This is a genomic window from Mycoplasma hafezii (genome assembly GCF_049942695.1).
GTDB classification, from domain to species: Bacteria; Bacillota_I; Bacilli_A; order Mycoplasmatales; family Metamycoplasmataceae; genus Mycoplasmopsis; species Mycoplasmopsis hafezii.
Window position 1 is genome coordinate 382,912 of record NZ_CP187940.1, and the last position, 18,848, is coordinate 401,759.

The following is an 18,848-nucleotide window of genomic DNA, read 5'->3' on the forward strand; positions in this document are numbered from 1 at the left end:
GTTTTAAATTTTAACCTTAATTATGTATTTATTAATGTGTGTAAGATTCTCATCATTGATTTTTGGAGCATGAAATTCACCTGGTAGAAATAAAGCAAAAGTATTAGGTTCTAAAATTACAAATGATTTATATTCTTTAGTTCTAGGAAACACAACATCAGTTTCTTTATTTTCGCCTAAAATATCTTCGACTTGGTAAGTAAAATCATGATCAAAATAAATTTTTTCAGTTGTAGTTCCACCAAAAATATGGATATCTACGTGATTATCGTGTAATTCACCGAATTTTTCACCTGGATAAAAATCTCAAAAATCTCTTTTGATAATTTTGATATTTTCATCAATGATATTTGCACCATCTTTTAAAGAATTAAAATCAATTTCAGATAATAATTGCAATGCTTTGTTAATTTGTGGATATTCAGTTTTGTATTTTTTTGCGTTTTTTATTGCGTCAAAAATCATATTTGCTCCTTTTTGCGTAAGAATGTTTTTATTATATCACATTCATTTTATTATGACTTTGTACGATTGAAGTATTCGGTATTTAATAAGCTTTGTAAGCGATCTGAAACTGGTCCTAATGCTGTGTGAATATTATTTTGGTTATTTATAATTTCGTAAATTTTAATTACCGTTTCATCTTGACCTGTAAAATAGTCTAAAAAGTAATTTCTTAATACTAATTCATATAATTCTGTATCGGTTGGAACGTATCGAACGTAATTAAAATTACTAATTACAGGATCAAGACTTTCAATTCTAGAGTTTAAAAGATTTATTTTCGCAATAATGCGTGCTAAGATTAATAATTTGTCTTTTTGATCTGTAATTTGTGCTTGCGTTTTAATATTTATTGTTTTATTAAATAGCTTTCTAAGTGTAGTTGCTAAACTATTTTGATTAGAATTATCGCTAAATATGTTTTGAAAATTAGAATTTAGCTCTTCAAAAATAATTTTGGTGTAAGGAGAAATTCTTTCTTCGATATTTACATCTTCGTTTGTCTTACCATTTAAGAAATTTTGGTGTTGATTTCTAGAACTATAAAAATCATTTAATTTATTTTGATTTTCAGTTGTTGCTAAATTAACTAATTTTCCAAAGTGATTTAATAAATCGTTAATTTCTGATTCGGATAATCCGAGATTTTCTCATTCAATTTTTTTGTATTTTTGTCAGTCTGCAAAATATACAGCTTCAGTGATAATTTGTTGTTTTAAGTTTTTACTGTTTAAGTTATTAATTAAGTGATGTGTGTCTTTTAGTTTTTTGAAAATGCTATTAGAAAGCGATTTTAAATATTGTTTATTTTGTTTTTCATTATTTCGAGCAAGTATAAAACCATCAACTAATAAAATATTATGTTTTGGTTTGATGCCACGAATCGATGTTTTATCTTTTAGTTCAGAAAAATGTTCGCTTGCATAATATGCATTCATTGCATCACCGTTATACATTAAAGCAGCAGAATGATCTTTAAATTGAGGATTTAATAAATTGCGGATAATTTCTAAGCTATCTCCTTTAAAAGAAATATTATTTAAGTCTTTTAAATCGGAATTTCAAGAATTTTTAAGTAATTCTGCAAAATAGATCATTAATTCTTGATAAGTATTTTTGTGAACTTCACCTGTAAATTTTTTATCTGTATAAGAATTATCAGGTAATTTTCAATAAGCAGAAGCGTATGCTAAATTATCACGCATTGCATCAGTAATCATTAAATGTGTGAAATTATTTTCTTTTAACACTTTTAAAATATTTTCAAGATTATGAGTTTTATTTACACCGAAACGATTTTTAAACTCTGTTGCATCAAAATTAATTTCTCCGTTATCTTTTAAAATACCTTGATTTTTAATTTTATTTTTTTGAATGTTATAACCAACAATAGCATCTTGTGAGTAATATGGAATAAAGTATTCTCATAAACTACCTTCATTGTTTGTTAAATATTTATCAAAAGATTTTAGATGTTCTCAAATTTCTGGACGATAAATTTGTTGCAATGCTTTTTCAACTTTTTCACAAGTAATTAAGGTTTCATCATCTAGTAAAGTAGCAAAATCAATTTTAGAAATTAATTTATTTTTAATAAGATTAATTGAAAGATATTCGGTTCCAATTCCGGCAGCAGCTTTATTATTAATTAAAGCTTTTGAAAATTGGTTAATTTCATCGAAAACTTTGTAATCAAAGTCTTTGTTTACTTGATTAATATTATCATGTGACATATAAGATTTATAGTTGTAAAAACTTGGTTTAAAGCTGTTTTTAGTTTTGTAAGCAATTAAACTAGATAGACAAGATAAACCTACTGTAATTCCTATGGTAGAAAATAAGATTTTTTTGATTTTAGGTTTCATTATTCCTTTCGTGTTTCAAAGTTGAAAATATTATATTTTATACATAATTTTTTTTACAAAAAAAGTATAAAAAAAGAGCATAAGCTCTTATTTTCCTAATGTAAGTAATTTCATGAAACTTGAAGCTTCTAAACTTGCACCACCAACTAAGAAACCATCGATGTCTTTTTGTGTTGAAAGTTCAGCAATGTTTTTAGGACTAACACTTCCACCGTATTGAACGATTAATTTCTTAGATGTAATTTTGTGAATGTAAGCACAAACATCTTGAGCGATTTCAGGAGTAGCAACTTTACCTGTTCCAATAGCTCAAATTGGTTCGTAAGCAACAATGATTTTTGTTAAATCTAAATCTTGTACTGATTTTTCGATTTGAGCTTTAACAACTTCTTTTGTTTTTCCAGCTTCGTATTCTTCTAATGTTTCACCAACACAGATAACTGGTGTCATTCCGTGTTCTAATGCTAATTTAGCTTTTTCGTAAATAAATTGATCATCTTCGTGGTAGTATGTTCTTCTTTCGCTGTGTCCAAGAACAACATATTTAACACCTAAATCAACTAACATAGATGGAGAAATTTCACCTGTGAAAGCTCCACCTTCTTTGTTTGACATATTTTGAGCAGCTAATTGTAAAGCTTTGTATTTGTTTGATTTAAAAGCAGCTAAGTCAACAAATGGTGCAGCGATAGCGAATTTAACACCTTTAGCAACATTTAATCTTTCTTCTTTGTAAATTTGTCCGAATTCTTTAATAAATTCTTGTGCTTCTGAAAAAGTTTTGTTCATTTTTCAGTTACCAATGATTACTAATTTTTTCATTTTTCTCCTCTCAAGTAATATAAAAGTATTTTAAATTATTTTTTACCTTAATTTAGTTTTATTTTTGTTAATTTTTGGAATTTACTTATTTAATAAATATGAGTCAAAAAAATAAAGGTATGTTTTTAGAAGAAGTATTAAATCGTTCTTTAAATTATTATGCAAAAAATGATATTGCTTTTATCGAAAAAAAGAGTTTGCCATTTTTATTAACCGAAGTTAGTAAAGCTCAAAATAATGAATCTAAGAAATCGCTAAAAGGATATTTATTTAAAAAAAGCACTGTTGATTATATTGGAATGTTTCAAGGAATGTTTGTTTGCTTTGAAGCAAAGAGTTGTAAAGGAGAAAGGTTTGATTATAAAAATATTAAGCAACACCAAATTGAATATTTGAATCTAATTGCAACTCATGGTGGATTAGCGTATTTGATTTTTTATTTTGAGACAGAAAACAAATTTGTTAAAACTGATCCAACTTGAATTTATAGTGATATGAAGTTTAATAAATCAATTTCTGTGGATAGGCTAATTAAAATATCAGTTGTTTTAGAATTTGAATTTCCTGGAATTGTTAATATTTTTAAATAAAAAAACTAACCGTTTACGGTTAGTCTTACTATGCTTTGATGTCAATTTGGTCACGTAAGTACTTAGAAGGTTTATATTTAATTACACGTCTTTGTGGAATTTGTTGTTCTTGTTTAGTAAATTTGTTTTGAATTGTACGAGGTTGTTTAACAACTGTTGAGAAAATTCCTAATTTTGATAATCTAACTTTTTCTTCAGTAATTAATTGTTCTTTAAGAACAAACACCATTGAGTCGAATACTTTTTCAACTAATTTAGGTTCTAAGTCTGCGTATTCTGCGACATCTACGATAAAATCTTTTTTTGTCATATTTCTCCTATGTGGTACTAACAATAATATTATAATATAAAAAAATATTTTTTAAATTTTTAAGCCTATTTTATAGGCACTTTTATTAAATTTCATTAAAAATATAACATTTTATATAAATAAAATCGAAAAACTTAGTCAAAAATAAGTAAAAATGCCTGAAATTTTTCATTTTTGTTCCATATTTTTGTAAAAAATAAGTTTTTTTATTTTGAAAAAACAATTTTTCATAAAAGAACTTAACAAATAAAAAAATAAGTAAGTAATTAAAAATTATTAATAATGAAGTTTTCAAAAAATAAAATATACTTGTCTATTTTTCAAAATGCTTTATAATATTAACACAAATATGGAACAGTACTCAAGAGGCTGAAGAGGCGGTCCTGCTAAGACTGTAGGGGAGGCAACTCCCGCGGAGGTTCAAATCCTCTCTGTTCCGCCATTTCAAGAAATTGACCTAAGCCCATTTGGGCTTTTTCTTATAATTTTGCAGATTTATATATAATTTAAAAATTATTAGATAGTAATTTGAAAGAGAAAAATAATGGAACCACTGATTGAAAGAAAAATGCTAGATGAGTTTTACACTGAAAATGTAAAAATGGTTAGATTAAGAGAAATTGTTAAAATCAAAAAAGGTGAAGCGATTAAAAGAGATAAAAATATCAAATCTGGTTATAAATATTTTAATGGTGGAGTGAAAGAATCTGGTTATTGACCAACATATAATTTAGGTGAAAATGAATTAATAATGTCTAGCGGAGGTTCAGCTGGATATACAAACTGAACAACAGAAAAAATATGAGCTGGTCCAGATTTGTTCATTTTTGAAACAAATGAACTTATAAATAAAAAGTATTTATATTACTATCTTAAGAAAATTGAACCTTGAATTTTTAGGTATTTACGTGTTGGAGCTGCTATTCAACATGTTTATTTACGTGATTTATATGAATTAATCGTTCCTTTACCTTCTTTAGAAGAACAACAAAAAGTTGTTGAGATTTTAGATATTATATCTGAGCTTACGCATGAGCTTACGCATGAGCTTACGCATAGAAACAATGTAAATAAATACTATTTAAACATCTTATATAATCCTTTCAATTTTCCTTCTTTCGATGAATATACTTTAGAAGATATTTTTAAGATAAGGTATGGTGCAACACCATCTACTAAAAATAGTTCTTTTTGAAAAAATGGAACAATTAAATGATATACGGTAGCAGATTTTCCTGAAAATGGTGGAATCTTAAATAATTCTGAAAAAACAGTTAATCAAATTTATTTCAAAAATAAGAATCTTTTTAAAAAAGATAGTATTTTATTTAGTGCTAGAGCAACTGTTGGTCGTTTTGCGATTATGCAATTTGATGCTTTTTGTAATCAATCTATTCTTAATTTTGATATATATGATAAATTTAAGGATAAATTATTACCTAAATTTGCTTTATATTTTTTTCACAAAATAAATGATAACATTGCTCCATATATAAATAACAGCACATTCAAGACATTGAATGTTGAAAAATTTAAAAAATATATTATAGAAATACCACCGATAGATTATCAAGAAAAAGTTGTTTATATATTAGAAAACCTACACAATTTAACTCATACTAGCAATGAGAGCATTCCTAAACTTATCAATCTAGAAAACAAACGTTTTAAATATTATTTAAATAAATTATTTGATTTTTCAAATGCTGAAAATGATTAGCACTTTTATCGGTGCTTTTTATTATGCAAAAATGTGAAAAAGATACCACATTATATGAAAACTTATATAATTTATACAATGTAAATTTATTCAATGAGATATACAAATATATATATATATATATTAAAATTTCTAGGAGAAACTATGAAAAATAAGCTTAAGAAATTCTTTTTATTAGCACCAATTGCTCTTATTCCAGGAGTGGCTACTATGTCAGCTGGTTGTGATGTAAAAGTTCACGTTGAACCTACACCAGAGCCAACTCCACAACCAGAGCCAACTCCACAACCAGAGCCAACTCCACAACCAGAGCCAACTCCGCAACCAGAGCCAACTCCGCAACCAGAGCCAACTCCGCAACCAGAGCCAACTCCACAACCTGAGCCAACTCCGCAACCAGAGCCAACTCCACAACCAGAGCCAACTCCACAACCAGAGCCAACTCCACAACCAGAGCCAACTCCACAACCAGAGCCAACTCCACAACCAGAGCCAACTCCGCAACCAGAGCCAACTCCACAACCTGAGCCAACTCCGCAACCAGAGCCAACTCCACAACCAGAGCCAACTCCACAACCAGAGCCAACTCCACAACCAGAGCCAACTCCACAACCAGAGCCAACTCCGCAACCAGAGCCAACTCCGCAACCAGAGCCAACTACCGATCCAAACAAAAAAAAAACACTATTAACCCTACAGTTGATAGAGAATCAATTAAAGATTCAGAATTAAAAGTATTTGTTGACAAATACGATCTTGATCATTTAATTGAACCAGCAGATGATATGGATTATGCTGTGCTTTATAATCACGTAACACATCCAGATAAAAAATATGGACTTCAATTCTTTTATGATTGAAAAACTAATAAAATGGGTGCTCGTGCTCCAAAAAGTAAGGACTTAACAGAAGGGATTAACTTTAAACCAGTTGATTCAAAATTTGGTACTGTAATTCCAGCTTTAGCAGATGATAAAAAATACATTGATAAAAAAGGTTTTGCAAATACTAATCTTTCAGCTGATTTTGATGCTAAGACTGGAAAAGTTACAATTCATTACTTTTTAGTATCACGTAACGAACAAAATAAACCAAGTAAAGAAAATGGTTATGTAGGTCCACTTACAGCTTCATTTGTAATTCCAGCAGAATACTTAAAACCAGAAACAAATGACACTAAACCAGTTGATAATCCAAAAACTGATGATAAACAAGAACAACCTAAACCTATTACACCAGTAGTAGCAGAAGGTAAGTTTGCATATGATGCTTCAAATAATTACTACAAATCACTAGATGGATTAAGTGGTAAAGAATTAATGGATGCTTTAGTTAAATTACAAGTATCTAAACATGAAACTGGAAATTATAATAATTTACCAAGTTTCTATAATTCAACTAATGCTTTTAAAGATAGATTCTTTGAAAATGACGGCACAATGTTAGATGTTTATTCAGAAAATCCAAATGGTAAAGATCCATATACATTCAACAGTTATGCAACTACAGGTGGTGCTAATGAAGGTGATGGAATGAATAGAGAACACGTTATTCCACAAAGTTGATTTAGAAAAGTGGCCGAAATGAGAAATGACCCAATTCACGTTTGACCTACTGATATTAAAGTAAATAGAGATCGTTCTAATTATCCACACGATAATGTTGTAAGTTCTGTTCTAACATCAGAAAACGGTTCACGTTTAGGAACTAATTCAATTGGAGAAAAAACATTTGAACCAGTCGATGCATTTAAAGGTGATATAGCTCGTGCTTACCTATACTTTGCAATGACATATGGTTCAAGTAACAATATTACAGAAACAAAAGAAGCTCAAGAAGTATTCCAAAAATCAGCTCCATACCTTAAACCACACTACTTAGAAACATACTTAAATTGAAATAAACAAGATCCAGTTGATGCATTTGATGTTGTAAGAAACAATGAAACAGCAAATTGAACAGAGCAACACAGAAGAAACCCATTTATTGATTATCCAGATTTAGCAGATTCATTATTTGGAAATAAACCATTTGTTAATAAAGGAGTTTTAGTACTTAAATAGTATGAAAAAACTAGAGTTTGATGCTCTAGTTTTTTAATTGATTGTATTTAAAATTTGATCAAGGTCTTCTTGAGTGAGCTCTTTACCATTTTTCCTGAGTTTCCGAGTTGGAAGCTCAATTTTTTATTCTAATTTTTCTATTATTTACTATGTAAATAATAGGTAACACTAATTTTCTTATTTTTTTACTTGTATTACTTGTATAAAATGATATAATGAAAATATGGAAAAATTCATTGTCATCAAACATAAAAGAAAAGATCATACATATGTTTCGGTAGCAGTTTCAAACGGTTACGGAAAAGGTTATAGTAATCAAGTAGGAATTGGTAGGTTGGAAAAGTTAATGGAAATTGTTTCTGACCCAATTAGTGTTCTCAAAAAAGAAGCAGAAAAAATCCCTACTACTGAAAGCAAGGAAAAAGTTAAAGAAATTTTACTGAAATCATTAAATAGTCAAACCGTAGAAACAAAAACAGTTAAATATGGTGTTGAAACTATTTATAAAGTAATTGATAGTATGAATTTATTTTCAAACATTCAAAAATCTAAACATAAAGATTTAGATAAATTGTTGAAATACACAATTACTTCACGTATTTTAGACCCTACAAGTATGATCGGAATTTTTCAAAATAAACATAAATTTGTAGAAACTCCAGATGTTAAGAAAACGTCATTTTACGGTTTATTAGATTATATTTTCGACAAAAAAGATCAATTATTAATTAATTTAAACCAAAGAATAGGTGAATTAACAAATAGAAATGTGAATTTATTTTTCTTTGATTTAACCACAACTTACTTTGAAAGTTTTGTAAGAGATGGTTTAAGATATCCTGGTTATTCAAAAGATGGAAAATTTAAAGAAGATCAAGTTGTGATTGGAATGGCGACTGATATTAATGGAATACCAATACATTTTAAAGTATTCAAGGGTTCTACTGCAGATTGCAAAACAATGATACATTTTATGTTGGAAATAATGTCAATTTACAAAATTCAAAATGTCACAATTATTGCTGATAAAGGTATGAGTATCAACTCTAATATTCGTTTTTTAGAGCAACATAAAATTAACTATATTATTTCTTATAGACTAAAAACAAGTAGTAAAAAGTTTAAGGAATATGTTTTGGATGAAAGTGATTACATCGAAAAAAATAATATTAAATTTAAAGAAATGACATATGCTTCGCTTTTTAAAAGTAAAAGACCTAACGGTGAAGTTAGAAAAAGAATTATTACTTTCAGCGAAAGTCGTGCAGCAAAAGATAGAGAAGATAGAAAAACTTTAATAAACAATTTTAACAAAAGAAAAAATAAAGATGGTTATGTTAATGCAAATGACTTAACCGGTTCTAAAAAGTGTCGTTTTTTCAAACAAATTGGTGAATCTTACTATGAGTTAGATGTAGAAAAAATTCAAGAAGATGAAAAATATGACGGTTATTACATTTACGAGACAAATAGATTTGATTTATCTCCGTTTGAAATAATTGATATTTACAGTCAACAATGACAAATAGAAGAAAACTTTAGAACATTGAAAACAGCTTTAGAAGTTAGACCAATGTATGTGTGAAAAGATGAACACATCATCGCACATTTTACATTATGCTTTATGTCGTTAGTTATTTTAAAATACTCACTTTATTTAGTAAATTCAACTTTGGAAAATAGTGGAGTTTTATATGAACATTACACAAACAAAAGATTTATTGAAGCTATTGTTTCAGCTGAATATTTTGTTAAGTATATAAACTCAAAAGAAGTAGAAAAAACTTTCATTGAAAATGAAGATAATAAAAAACAAGTACAAGATTACAAAACAATATCAAATATTGTAAATGCAATTTTGTACAAGTAATTTTATTTTAGGTTTACGAATACACCTATTTTTTAGGTGTATTTATTTTTACCTAGTTACAACTCGGAAACCCAGGTTAAATAGTATGAAAAAACTAGAGTTTGATGCTCTAGTTTTTTAATTGATTGTATTTAAAATTTGATCAAGGTCTTCTTGAGTGAGCTCTTTACCATTTTTAAATTCGCTGAGTAATTCGTTATTTTGATTAACATTATTAGTTAAAGTGCTTTTACGATCTTGAATGTTAAGAAATGATTGAATTGAAACAATTAATGACATTGCTGATGTAAGTACGGCAATGGATACAAAATAACTCATTGTTGTATCTGGAACTTTATTAAAGCGAATTGATCAAAGGTTTAAAATAACAGTAGCAGCAGAAATTACAATCGCAAGAATTGATAAAGTAACAAATAAGCTACGACTAATTCAGTATTTTCTTAATAAGACATTTTTTATTTTTTTGATTTTAGTTTTTTCTTTTGTATTACGCTTCATAAAAATTATCTCCTTTAATCATCTCGGTGTGATAACGATCGAATTGTGTAATAATTAGTGATCTTTTATATAAATAAAATTCTTTCTTTTCTTTAGTTTCTTTTAATTTGTAATTAGCTAAATTTGAATTAAAGGCTAATTCTTCAAAAGAAAGTTTTTTAATTTGAGTTTTTTTGTTTTGAAATTTTGTATTTACAAGGAAAAATGAAAGCATACCAGAAATAAGACCAACAATTGAGTTAATAATTGTTGTAAAAATTACGTAAACTCCTGATTTATTTAAAAATTCTGGATCGTGATATGGGTTATTTTCAATTCCGCCAAGATAATTTCCGTTAGCTCCAGCTAAAAAGTAAATAGCTAATAAACTAATGTAAAAAGCAGCAAGAATTGTAATTAAATTAAGCAAGTAATATAAAAAACCATAAATGTACATTGAAAAAATGAGTTTTTTCTTGATTTTTAAGTATTCTTTATAAAAATTTGTCATTATGCTCCTGTAGTAATTTGATCTTTTATAGCTTTAGTAATAATTAATTTGGTCTTTTTGCTTGCTTTAGCGAGAATTTTATCAGCAAGTTCATCAAGTTGTTCATCAGTTAATTCACCAGCTTCGTATTTCATTTCTAAATATTTAATAGTATTAGAAAGTTTTTTATACTCTTGTTGACGTGAATTATATTTATAAATTGTTAAAGTAATAGTGATTAAAAATGATGACAAAATAAGCACTGATAAAATGATTAAAATAGTGAATGAAAAAATATCTTTATCTTGTTTATTTTTATTAGATGCTTCCACCAATAAAACTAAAGTACGAATCGCAAGTGCGATAATTGAAATGTTTAAAATAGCAATTAAAATCGAAGTAAAAGTATCCACAAAGCGATAAATTTTAAGCTTCTTTTTATCACTTGCTATTTTCTTTTCTAATGCTTGGATTAACTTATTCATATTTAAATATTTTATACTGAATTTTTAAATAATAATTATCTAAATGATATTATTAATATACAGAGAGGAGCTTAAATGCATAAATGAGCAGTTTTTAGTGATGTTGATGGAACAATTTACCCTTTTCCAAGTAAAGAACTCGCGGTAGAGACGATCCAAAAAACAGCAGAAATTACCAAAAAAGGAGTACCTTTTGTAATTAATACAGGAAATGGACCATACGAAAAAATCCAAAGATTAGCAGATCAGCTTAGTGGTCGTTACATTGTTTGTTCAAATGGTGCTTTAATTTGAGACAACCAAGAAAAACAAATTTTACACTTAGAAACATTACCACTTAGTGAAGCAAAAAAAGTCTTTGATTTAGCAGAAGAATGTGGTGTTGGACTTTATTATTTTGGAACACACCAATATTATTTACATTTATACACTGATGCTTTTAAAGATTTCATTTCAGACTTTTGTGAATACAATGATTGAATTCTTGATGGTCGTTTAAATGACGATATGCATAAAATAGAAGTTTACGGTGATCCAAAAAAACTTCAAGTCTTTTATGAAAAAGCAGTCGCACAAAATATTGATTTAAATATTTGTAATTTACATTCACATATTGAAATTACTAAAACAGGAGTTTCAAAAGGTACAGGAATGAAATGGCTTTGCGAAAATGTTTTTGAAACTACAGTAGATAATGTAATGGCAATTGGTGATAGCCAAAATGATATTTCAATGTTTGAATTAGCTGGCTATTCATACGTAATGGAAAATGCAGATAAATATACAAAATCATTTGCTAAATATTACACTTCTTGTGTTGATCAATTAGGTTTAGTTGAAGCTATAGATGATTACTTATACCGTAGTGATTTCGAACTAAAAAGAATGATTTCACAACAAACTAAGAAATAATTTTTTAATCACAAAACCTTAAAAAATACTATTTTTAGCTGTTTATTTTTTTAAAAAGTATTAACTTGTTAAAAATAATTATTTTGCTAAAATTTAAACAGAGTTTCATACTCCATTATTAATAATTAAATAATGAACTACAAACGTGAATTCGCTTGGGTGTGCTATTTTAATGTAGTGCTAGGCGTTCGAAGCGTTTGCATTGACTAACAAACTAAAAAGGAAATTAAAATATGACAGAAAACAAAAAAACAGAAACAAGACAACCAATTGTTTCAAAAAACAAATTATTAGAAGCTGGAGCTTACTTCGGACACAAAACTCACGCTTGAAACCCTAAAATGAAAGACTACATTGTTCCTAACAAAAGAAACAAAGGGTCACACATTATTGACATTTCAAAAACACAAAAATACCTTGAATATGCTTACACATTAGTAAACCAATTAGCATCAAAACACGCTCAATTTATTTTTGTTGGTACAAAAAAACAAGCTAGAGACGCTGTTAAAGCTGCTGCTGAAAGAACAAAATCACTTTACGTAACAGAAAGATGATTAGGTGGAACACTTACAAACAACGAAACAATTATGTCTCGTGTTAAGAAAATGGAAGAATTAGAAGCTAAAGCAGCTAAAAACTTCCAAGGATACACAAAGAAAGAAGCTTTAAACTTCCAAAAAGAACTTGACAAACTTCACAAAAACCTTGATGGTATCCGTGATATGAAACGTTTACCACAAGTTATGATCGTTGCTGATCCAAACGAAGATGAAATTGCTGTTAAAGAAGCAAGAAGAAAGAAAATCAAAGTTATTGGTATTTTAGATACAAACTCAGATCCAGATCTTTTAGACTTTGGTATTCCTGCTAACGATGATTCAGCTAAATCAATTACATTAATCATGACTGTTTTAGCAGATGCTATCGTTAAAGCACAAGGTGGACAACAATTATTCGCTTACCAAGATGATGAAAAAGTTGTTTTACCTGACTTTCAATCAAAAAGAGCAGAATAATAATCTGTAACTATCATTAAAATTTAATAATAAGAAATATAAGGAGGCAAATATGGCCGACAACAAAATGGAATTAATCAAAGAATTACGTGCAAGAACAAACTCAGCTCTTGTTGACTGTAAAAAAGCTTTAGAAGCTTCAGCATACGATATTGAAGCTGCTATTCAATGATTAAAAGAAAACGGAATCGTTAAAGCTGCTAAAAAAGCTGGAAGAATTTCAGCTGAAGGTATGGTTAACGCTTTCGGTACAGATAAAGAAGCTGTTTTAGTTGAAATCAACTCAGAAACAGACTTTGTTGCTCAAAACGAAAAATTCGTAGCATTAGTAGAAGAAGTTACACAAGCTATCTACAACTCAAAAGTTTTAAACAAAGAAGAAGCTCTTGAAGTTACATTAGTAGATGGTGAAACAATCGCTAACAAATTACTTAACGCTACAGCAGTTATCGGAGAAAACATTTCACTTCGTCGTGTTGCTAGATTACACGCTGGTGAAGGTCAAGTTTTAGGAACATACGTTCACGCTAACAGAAGAGTTGCTGCAGTTGTTACAGTTAAAGGAAGCAATGTTGATGCTGCTAGAAACGTTGCAATGCACGTTTCAGCTATGAACCCTGAATTTTCACTTGTAGCTCAAATTCCTGCTGAAAGAATGGAAGAAATCAAAGCTGGATTTGAAAAACCTGCTGGATTTGAAAACAAACCAGAAAAAATTCAAACAGCTATCGTTGAAGGTTGATTAAACAAACAACTTTCAGAATTTGTTTTAGAAAAACAACCATTCGTTATGGAAGATAGCTTAACAGTTGCTAAATACTTAGCAAACCACGGTGATGAATTAGTTTCAGCTGTAAGATTCGAAGTTGGTGAAGGAATTGAAAAAGTTCAATCAGACTTCGCTTCTGAAGTTGCAAGCATGGTTAAATAATTTATAATTTTTTAACATTCAAACTAGTCATTTTATGACTAGTTTTTTATTTTTATTCCACAAAATCAACCGTTTTCCTTTATAATATAAACAACATATTAATTAAAGAAATTAATATGATTTACAATTCAAATTAATAATTTTAGAGAAACGGAGAGATATGAACCCAACACGTTTAATTGCTCTTGGAGGTTTCGAGGAGATTGGAAAATCAACCTTTTTAATAGAGCATGAAAACCATATTTTTATTATTGACTCAGGTATTAAATTTGCAGATAGTTTTAATACAGGGGTGAAAGGTATCATACCAAGTTACGAATATTTAAACCAACCAGGAAAAATAATTGAAGGTCTTTTTATCACCCATGGACACGAAGATCACATTGGTGGAGTTGTATACTTAGTGCAACAAACAAACATTAAAAAGATTTTTGCACCACGGATTGCAATTCAATATTTAAAACTTAAATTCGAAGAGAACAAAATTACTCGTGATATTGAATTTATAGAAATCGAAAAAACCGATGTTCATCATTTTGCTAATGATTGTAAAGTGGACTTTTGAACTGCTCAACACTCAATTCCAGATGCATTTGGTGTGCGTGTTTCAACTCCAAATGGTAGTGTGATGTGTACTGGTGACTTTAGATTTGACTATACGCCGATTGGTAACTATACTGATTTTGCTCGTTTAGATGAAATTGGTAAAGACGGACTTACTGCATTACTTTCAGATTCAACCAATGCTATGCGTCCAAATCACTCACCAAGTGAAAGTGATATTTTAACCGATATTGAAAGACATATGGCTAATGCTAAAAGAAAAATTATTATCACAGCATTTGCCTCAAACTTAACTAGAGTTAAGGTTATTATTGAACTAGCAGCTAAATTAAATAAAAAAGTTATTACTTTTGGACGTTCAATGATTCAAGGAATTAAAATCGGACGTAAATTAGGATATATTAATGTTGGAAATGATGTTTTAATTGACAAAAAGCAACTTGCAAATGTAAATGAAAACGACTTAGTTATTTTAACAACAGGTTCTCAAGGTGAACAACTTGCAGCTCTTTCTCGGATGAGTTATGGTAAACACGCAACAGTTAAAATTGCTAAAGGAGATACTGTTATTTTCTCATCTAGTCCTATTCCAGGAAACAGAATGGTTGTTGAATTATTAGTTAACCGTTTATATAAATTAGGTGCTATTATTAAAGAAAACGGACCAGACGGATATTTACATACTTCTGGACATGCTTACAAATGAGAACATGATAAAATTTTCCAACTTACAAAGCCGAAATACTTCCTACCTTATCACGGTGAATATCGTATGTCTACAGTTCATGGACAAACAGCGATTGAAAATGGTGTTAAACCAGAAAATGTGCTTGTAGTTAAAAAAGGACAAGTGCTTAATATGATTCAAAATGAAATTATTCCAACAGAAGAAACGGTTGATTTTGGACCAATTTACATTGATGGAAATACAGTTCTTAGTTTATCAAATGAAATTTTAAAAGAAAGAACACAATTAAAAGATAGTGGATTTGTTAATATTGTATTTATTATCGATCGTCAAAAGAATTTAATTGTGGGACGTCCACAAATTATTACTCGTGGAAGCTTCTTTGTTAAAACATCTAAAAAATTAATTGATGAAACTAAACGTGTTGCTCACGGTGCTGTGCTTTATCATATTAAAAACTTCGAACAATGAACTACTAAAGATTTAGAAGATGTTATTATCGATCGTCTTTCAGCTTTATTCTATAAAGAAAAAAGACGTGAACCGATTATTATCCCTACTATTATTTATACTGATGAACAAGCTGATCCAGAATTAAATCAAGCTAAAATTCAGTTTACAAATAGTAGAGTTGATGTTGAAACAGATGTAGAAGAAAAAGAAACTACTTCAGAAAATAAAACAACAAATAAAAAACCACTTAATATCAAGAAATCTCAACGTAAAGCACTTGAATTGGTTCGTCAATCAATTTTTGGTGATGTTGATAATGATGAATTTGATATTGATGAAGAAGATGAAATTTAGGAATAAGCTACTTATTAGTAGCTTTTTTTATCGAAACTAAGGAGATATTATGCGAAAATTAAAAGAGTGTGTAATTAGAAATGAAGACTATTTATCCTTCCTCAGTACTATAACAGATAAAAGTATTGATTTGATTTGTGTTGATCCACCATATGGAAAAATCAACGGAATGATGCTCTCAGGACAAAAGAAAAAAATAGAATGAGATTATAAAATGGATTGAAAGAAAATGTTTAAAGAATTTAATCGTGTGATAAAAGACGGTGGAACCATTGTTTATTTTGGACAAAATCCAACTTATTCTGAAATGATTTTATCTAATTTAAACGACTTTAAATATGAACTGATTTGAGTAAAAAATAACTCGGCACAGGGGTTCCACAGTAAAAGAATGCCGCTGGGGTTTACAGAGAATATTGCGGTTTTTATCCATAATGAAAACAAAAATTCTAAACGAACTTTTAATAATATAGCAAAAAGTTTAGATATTGATAAAAATAATCATTTTACAAGATGATATGCACATCAGCTGCTTAAATATATAGGAATACCAAGAAGAAGGATTCACGAGAAATTAGGACATAGAAAATTAGAATTTTTCTTTTGCTATACAGGAAAACATTTTGGATTATTAAGCAAAAAATTATATGATGAGCTAATTGAAAAATATCAAATTGATAAATGAAAGCTTTTTATTCCTTTTGATGAACTGAAGCAGATATGAAAAAATGAAAGATTACGAACTAAGAATGTTAAATTAGACAGTAGCTTATATTCTGCAACACTTACAAATGTACTATTTGTAGCAAAAGAAAATAAACATTGACATCCTACGCAAAAACCTATTGAATTGATGGAAAAATTAATCTTAATGTTTTCGAACGAAGGTGACGTAGTGCTAGATTGCTTTATGGGTTCAGGTTCAACAGGTGTAGCAGCATTAAGAAACAATCGAATTTTTTATGGTTGTGATTTGGATAATATGTATTTTAAAATTTCGCAAGAAAGGTTTTTTGAAATAGTATATAAATCTTAAATTATTAGAATTCATTATTACTTTTGAATAGTATGTTATTTAAATTAAGAATCAAAAAAAACAATCGTAAATAATTACGATTGAATTGGTGTTTATTCATTTGTGTAATAACAAATTTGTACTTCAGCTTTTTGGACTATTAATTTATCTAGATTTGGTAATGGATTTTCATAAATTAGTTTGATTCCGTAGTTTTTTGATAGCATCACAATGTTCATACAGTCATAAAACACATTAGTATTATTGAGTTGTTTTGAAATTTTTTCACCTATTACAATTGCTTTTAATTGAGTGCTATTAATAATATTGTAAATTGGTTTAGTGATTTCTTCAATATATAAAGCGGTCGGAATTTCTCGTTCATAGTTTTCTTTGATTTTAGCTTTAAGTTCTTCGAAGCTAAACATATTTTTATAAGCATAAACTAAGCAAATTGGTGAATTAACTGAATCAAGAAAATCTTCAGTTAAATATACTTCTTGAGAAACTTTGACTAATGTGTTTTTTGGAGTGACGCTTTTTTCTGTATCACTGTAATCCTTAATAAAATTTAGCTGAGATTCTTCGTATTTAAAATTTAAACGAGGAATGTTTTTGAAAAATTTGTTTCAATATTGGTCAATTGCATTTGTGTTAATTCAAGCCACAACTAAATTTGAACTACGATTTGATTCGTATCTACGCAAGTTTGTGGTTGTAATGCTTAATGGAGTTTGATTTAAGTTAGACACAACATAGTCATTTAAATTTCTTTCAAATTCTTTGAAATTAAAATCATTGTAAATGTCGTTGTTTAAATCTAAGTATTGTGCATATTTATGAGAGTTTTCTTCGTTAATAATGTTATAAAGTGAATATTTTACTTTTAATAACATTTGTTTACGATTATTTTCTCTTAATAAAGTGTGCTGCAAGATTGTTCCTGCAATAAATAATTTAGAAAATAAACTATTTTCATTTATTTCTAAAATAATATTACGGATGTATTTATAACTACTGTTTGATAGCTTTCTTGTCACAAAGTAAATTAATCCATCTTGAATAAACATTTTTGTCTTATTCAAATTAACTCCGAGTAGTCCGCTAAGTTCAACTAAATCATCGTTATCTATTTCGTTAATGTAATAATAAGGTTTTAATGCAAAAGCAATAATAGTACTTTCATAAGGTAATTTAGCATCACGATGAGCGTAATTTTGTAATGATTTATGTTCTGCAGAATGCTTTTTGCTCCATTTAATTGAGCCAATAAATTCGTTGTTTTCAATTGGAGTTAGTGATAAAAAGTATTTAGTTCCATCTAAAATCTTTTTATCTAATTTGATTAGAATTTTTTCAGTAAAACTTAAATCTTTTAAAGCTTGTTTATTAATGTCGATCGCACATTGTAAATCCTTAGGATTGCTTTGCATTAAATATTCATCTAATTCCTTTCGTGAATTCTCATTTAAAAAATCCATAAAGTTTTTTAAAGGGATAAAATTGAATGTTTCAAATCTAGTTTTTTTAGCATCAAAGATTGTTGAAAGAAATTTGTATTTGTTATTTAAACGTAAGACTCTTTTATTATTGTTATCTATTTTAAAAAGAATAATTCCAGATGAAGACTTTGAATTATAGTAAAAAAGGATCGTTATAAATGATCCACAAATTACTAAAAAGATAACAATTAAAATTCATAAAAAGATATACATA

General features: G+C 28.2%; 18 protein-coding genes and 1 tRNA gene. 10 read left to right on the forward strand and 9 right to left on the reverse strand.

Annotated elements, in window-relative coordinates:
- Positions 1-3: 3 nt before the first annotated feature.
- From ACPYPZ_RS01390 to tpiA, 3 genes are all read right to left on the reverse strand, one after another.
- Positions 4-507 carry a YhcH/YjgK/YiaL family protein gene (locus tag ACPYPZ_RS01390; protein ID WP_426461545.1) on the reverse strand — a complete coding sequence of 168 codons (504 nt, stop codon included), beginning with the start codon at positions 505-507 and terminating at the stop codon, positions 4-6.
- Between the two features lie 8 nt (positions 508-515).
- Entirely contained in the window at positions 516-2,369 is a 1,854-nt protein-coding gene (locus tag ACPYPZ_RS01395) for a hypothetical protein (protein WP_426461546.1), read from the reverse strand.
- An 87-nt stretch (positions 2,370-2,456) separates the two neighbouring features.
- Entirely contained in the window at positions 2,457-3,191 is a 735-nt protein-coding gene (gene tpiA, locus ACPYPZ_RS01400) for a triose-phosphate isomerase (RefSeq protein ID WP_426461547.1), read from the reverse strand.
- 98 nt (positions 3,192-3,289) lie between these two features.
- On the opposite strand from tpiA, the gene recU reads away from it, so the two are divergent.
- Complete coding sequence (recU, locus tag ACPYPZ_RS01405) at positions 3,290-3,781, forward strand: Holliday junction resolvase RecU (RefSeq protein ID WP_426461548.1); 492 nt, start codon at positions 3,290-3,292, stop codon at positions 3,779-3,781.
- Positions 3,782-3,809: 28 nt separating this feature from the next.
- Here recU and ACPYPZ_RS01410 read toward each other — a convergent pair whose 3' ends face one another.
- Entirely contained in the window at positions 3,810-4,091 is a 282-nt protein-coding gene (locus ACPYPZ_RS01410) for an HU family DNA-binding protein (protein ID WP_426461549.1), read from the reverse strand.
- 351 nt (positions 4,092-4,442) lie between these two features.
- Here ACPYPZ_RS01410 and ACPYPZ_RS01415 point away from each other — a divergent pair.
- Both ACPYPZ_RS01415 and ACPYPZ_RS01420 read left to right on the forward strand, forming a co-directional pair.
- A tRNA-Ser gene (locus ACPYPZ_RS01415) sits at positions 4,443-4,533 on the forward strand.
- Between the two features lie 102 nt (positions 4,534-4,635).
- Positions 4,636-5,811, forward strand: a complete 1,176-nt coding sequence (locus tag ACPYPZ_RS01420) for a restriction endonuclease subunit S (protein ID WP_426461550.1) — start codon at positions 4,636-4,638, stop codon at positions 5,809-5,811.
- Between the two features lie 247 nt (positions 5,812-6,058).
- Here ACPYPZ_RS01420 and ACPYPZ_RS01425 read toward each other — a convergent pair whose 3' ends face one another.
- Entirely contained in the window at positions 6,059-6,469 is a 411-nt protein-coding gene (locus ACPYPZ_RS01425) for a hypothetical protein (RefSeq protein WP_426461551.1), read from the reverse strand.
- 127 nt (positions 6,470-6,596) lie between these two features.
- Here ACPYPZ_RS01425 and ACPYPZ_RS01430 point away from each other — a divergent pair, with 127 nt between their 5' ends.
- Together ACPYPZ_RS01430 and ACPYPZ_RS01435 are read left to right on the forward strand one after the other, a co-directional pair.
- Positions 6,597-7,874, forward strand: coding sequence for an endonuclease (locus tag ACPYPZ_RS01430; protein WP_426461552.1), 1,278 nt, complete (start codon positions 6,597-6,599; stop codon positions 7,872-7,874).
- A 223-nt stretch (positions 7,875-8,097) separates the two neighbouring features.
- Positions 8,098-9,744, forward strand: coding sequence for an IS1634 family transposase (locus tag ACPYPZ_RS01435; protein WP_426461553.1), 1,647 nt, complete (start codon positions 8,098-8,100; stop codon positions 9,742-9,744).
- A 117-nt stretch (positions 9,745-9,861) separates the two neighbouring features.
- Here ACPYPZ_RS01435 and ACPYPZ_RS01440 read toward each other — a convergent pair whose 3' ends face one another.
- The 3 genes from ACPYPZ_RS01440 to ACPYPZ_RS01450 are packed head-to-tail and all read right to left on the reverse strand — an operon-like array spanning position 9,862 to position 11,196.
- Positions 9,862-10,242 carry a hypothetical protein gene (locus ACPYPZ_RS01440; RefSeq protein ID WP_426461554.1) on the reverse strand — a complete coding sequence of 127 codons (381 nt, stop codon included), beginning with the start codon at positions 10,240-10,242 and terminating at the stop codon, positions 9,862-9,864.
- Positions 10,232-10,732, reverse strand: coding sequence for a DUF4231 domain-containing protein (locus ACPYPZ_RS01445; protein ID WP_426461555.1), 501 nt, complete (start codon positions 10,730-10,732; stop codon positions 10,232-10,234). The genes ACPYPZ_RS01440 and ACPYPZ_RS01445 overlap by 11 nt, the downstream gene beginning before the upstream one ends.
- The gene (locus ACPYPZ_RS01450; RefSeq protein ID WP_426461556.1) at positions 10,732-11,196 is read right to left on the reverse strand and encodes a hypothetical protein; all 465 of its coding nucleotides are present in this window, start codon (positions 11,194-11,196) and stop codon (positions 10,732-10,734) included. Before ACPYPZ_RS01450 ends, ACPYPZ_RS01445 begins: the two co-directional genes overlap by 1 nt.
- Positions 11,197-11,271: 75 nt before the next feature.
- Between ACPYPZ_RS01450 and ACPYPZ_RS01455 the strand changes: the two genes are divergently transcribed.
- From ACPYPZ_RS01455 to ACPYPZ_RS01475, 5 genes are all read left to right on the forward strand, one after another.
- Positions 11,272-12,108, forward strand: coding sequence for a Cof-type HAD-IIB family hydrolase (locus ACPYPZ_RS01455; protein WP_426461557.1), 837 nt, complete (start codon positions 11,272-11,274; stop codon positions 12,106-12,108).
- 233 nt (positions 12,109-12,341) lie between these two features.
- The gene (gene rpsB / locus ACPYPZ_RS01460) at positions 12,342-13,127 is read left to right on the forward strand and encodes a 30S ribosomal protein S2 (RefSeq protein ID WP_426461558.1); all 786 of its coding nucleotides are present in this window, start codon (positions 12,342-12,344) and stop codon (positions 13,125-13,127) included.
- Between the two features lie 52 nt (positions 13,128-13,179).
- On the forward strand, positions 13,180-14,058 hold the full coding sequence (gene tsf / locus ACPYPZ_RS01465; RefSeq protein WP_426461559.1) for a translation elongation factor Ts: 879 nt from the start codon (positions 13,180-13,182) through the stop codon (positions 14,056-14,058).
- A gap of 160 nt (positions 14,059-14,218) precedes the next feature.
- Positions 14,219-16,117 (forward strand): ribonuclease J, encoded by a 1,899-nt coding sequence (locus tag ACPYPZ_RS01470; protein WP_426461560.1) that lies wholly within the window; start codon positions 14,219-14,221, stop codon positions 16,115-16,117.
- A gap of 49 nt (positions 16,118-16,166) precedes the next feature.
- A complete protein-coding gene (locus tag ACPYPZ_RS01475) occupies positions 16,167-17,153 on the forward strand; it encodes a DNA-methyltransferase (protein WP_426461561.1) in 987 nt (328 codons plus the stop codon).
- A 92-nt stretch (positions 17,154-17,245) separates the two neighbouring features.
- Here the strand turns inward: ACPYPZ_RS01475 and ACPYPZ_RS01480 are convergent, their stop codons facing one another.
- Positions 17,246-18,847, reverse strand: a complete 1,602-nt coding sequence (locus ACPYPZ_RS01480) for an MHO_4530 family protein (protein WP_426461562.1) — start codon at positions 18,845-18,847, stop codon at positions 17,246-17,248.
- Position 18,848 lies beyond the last annotated feature (1 nt).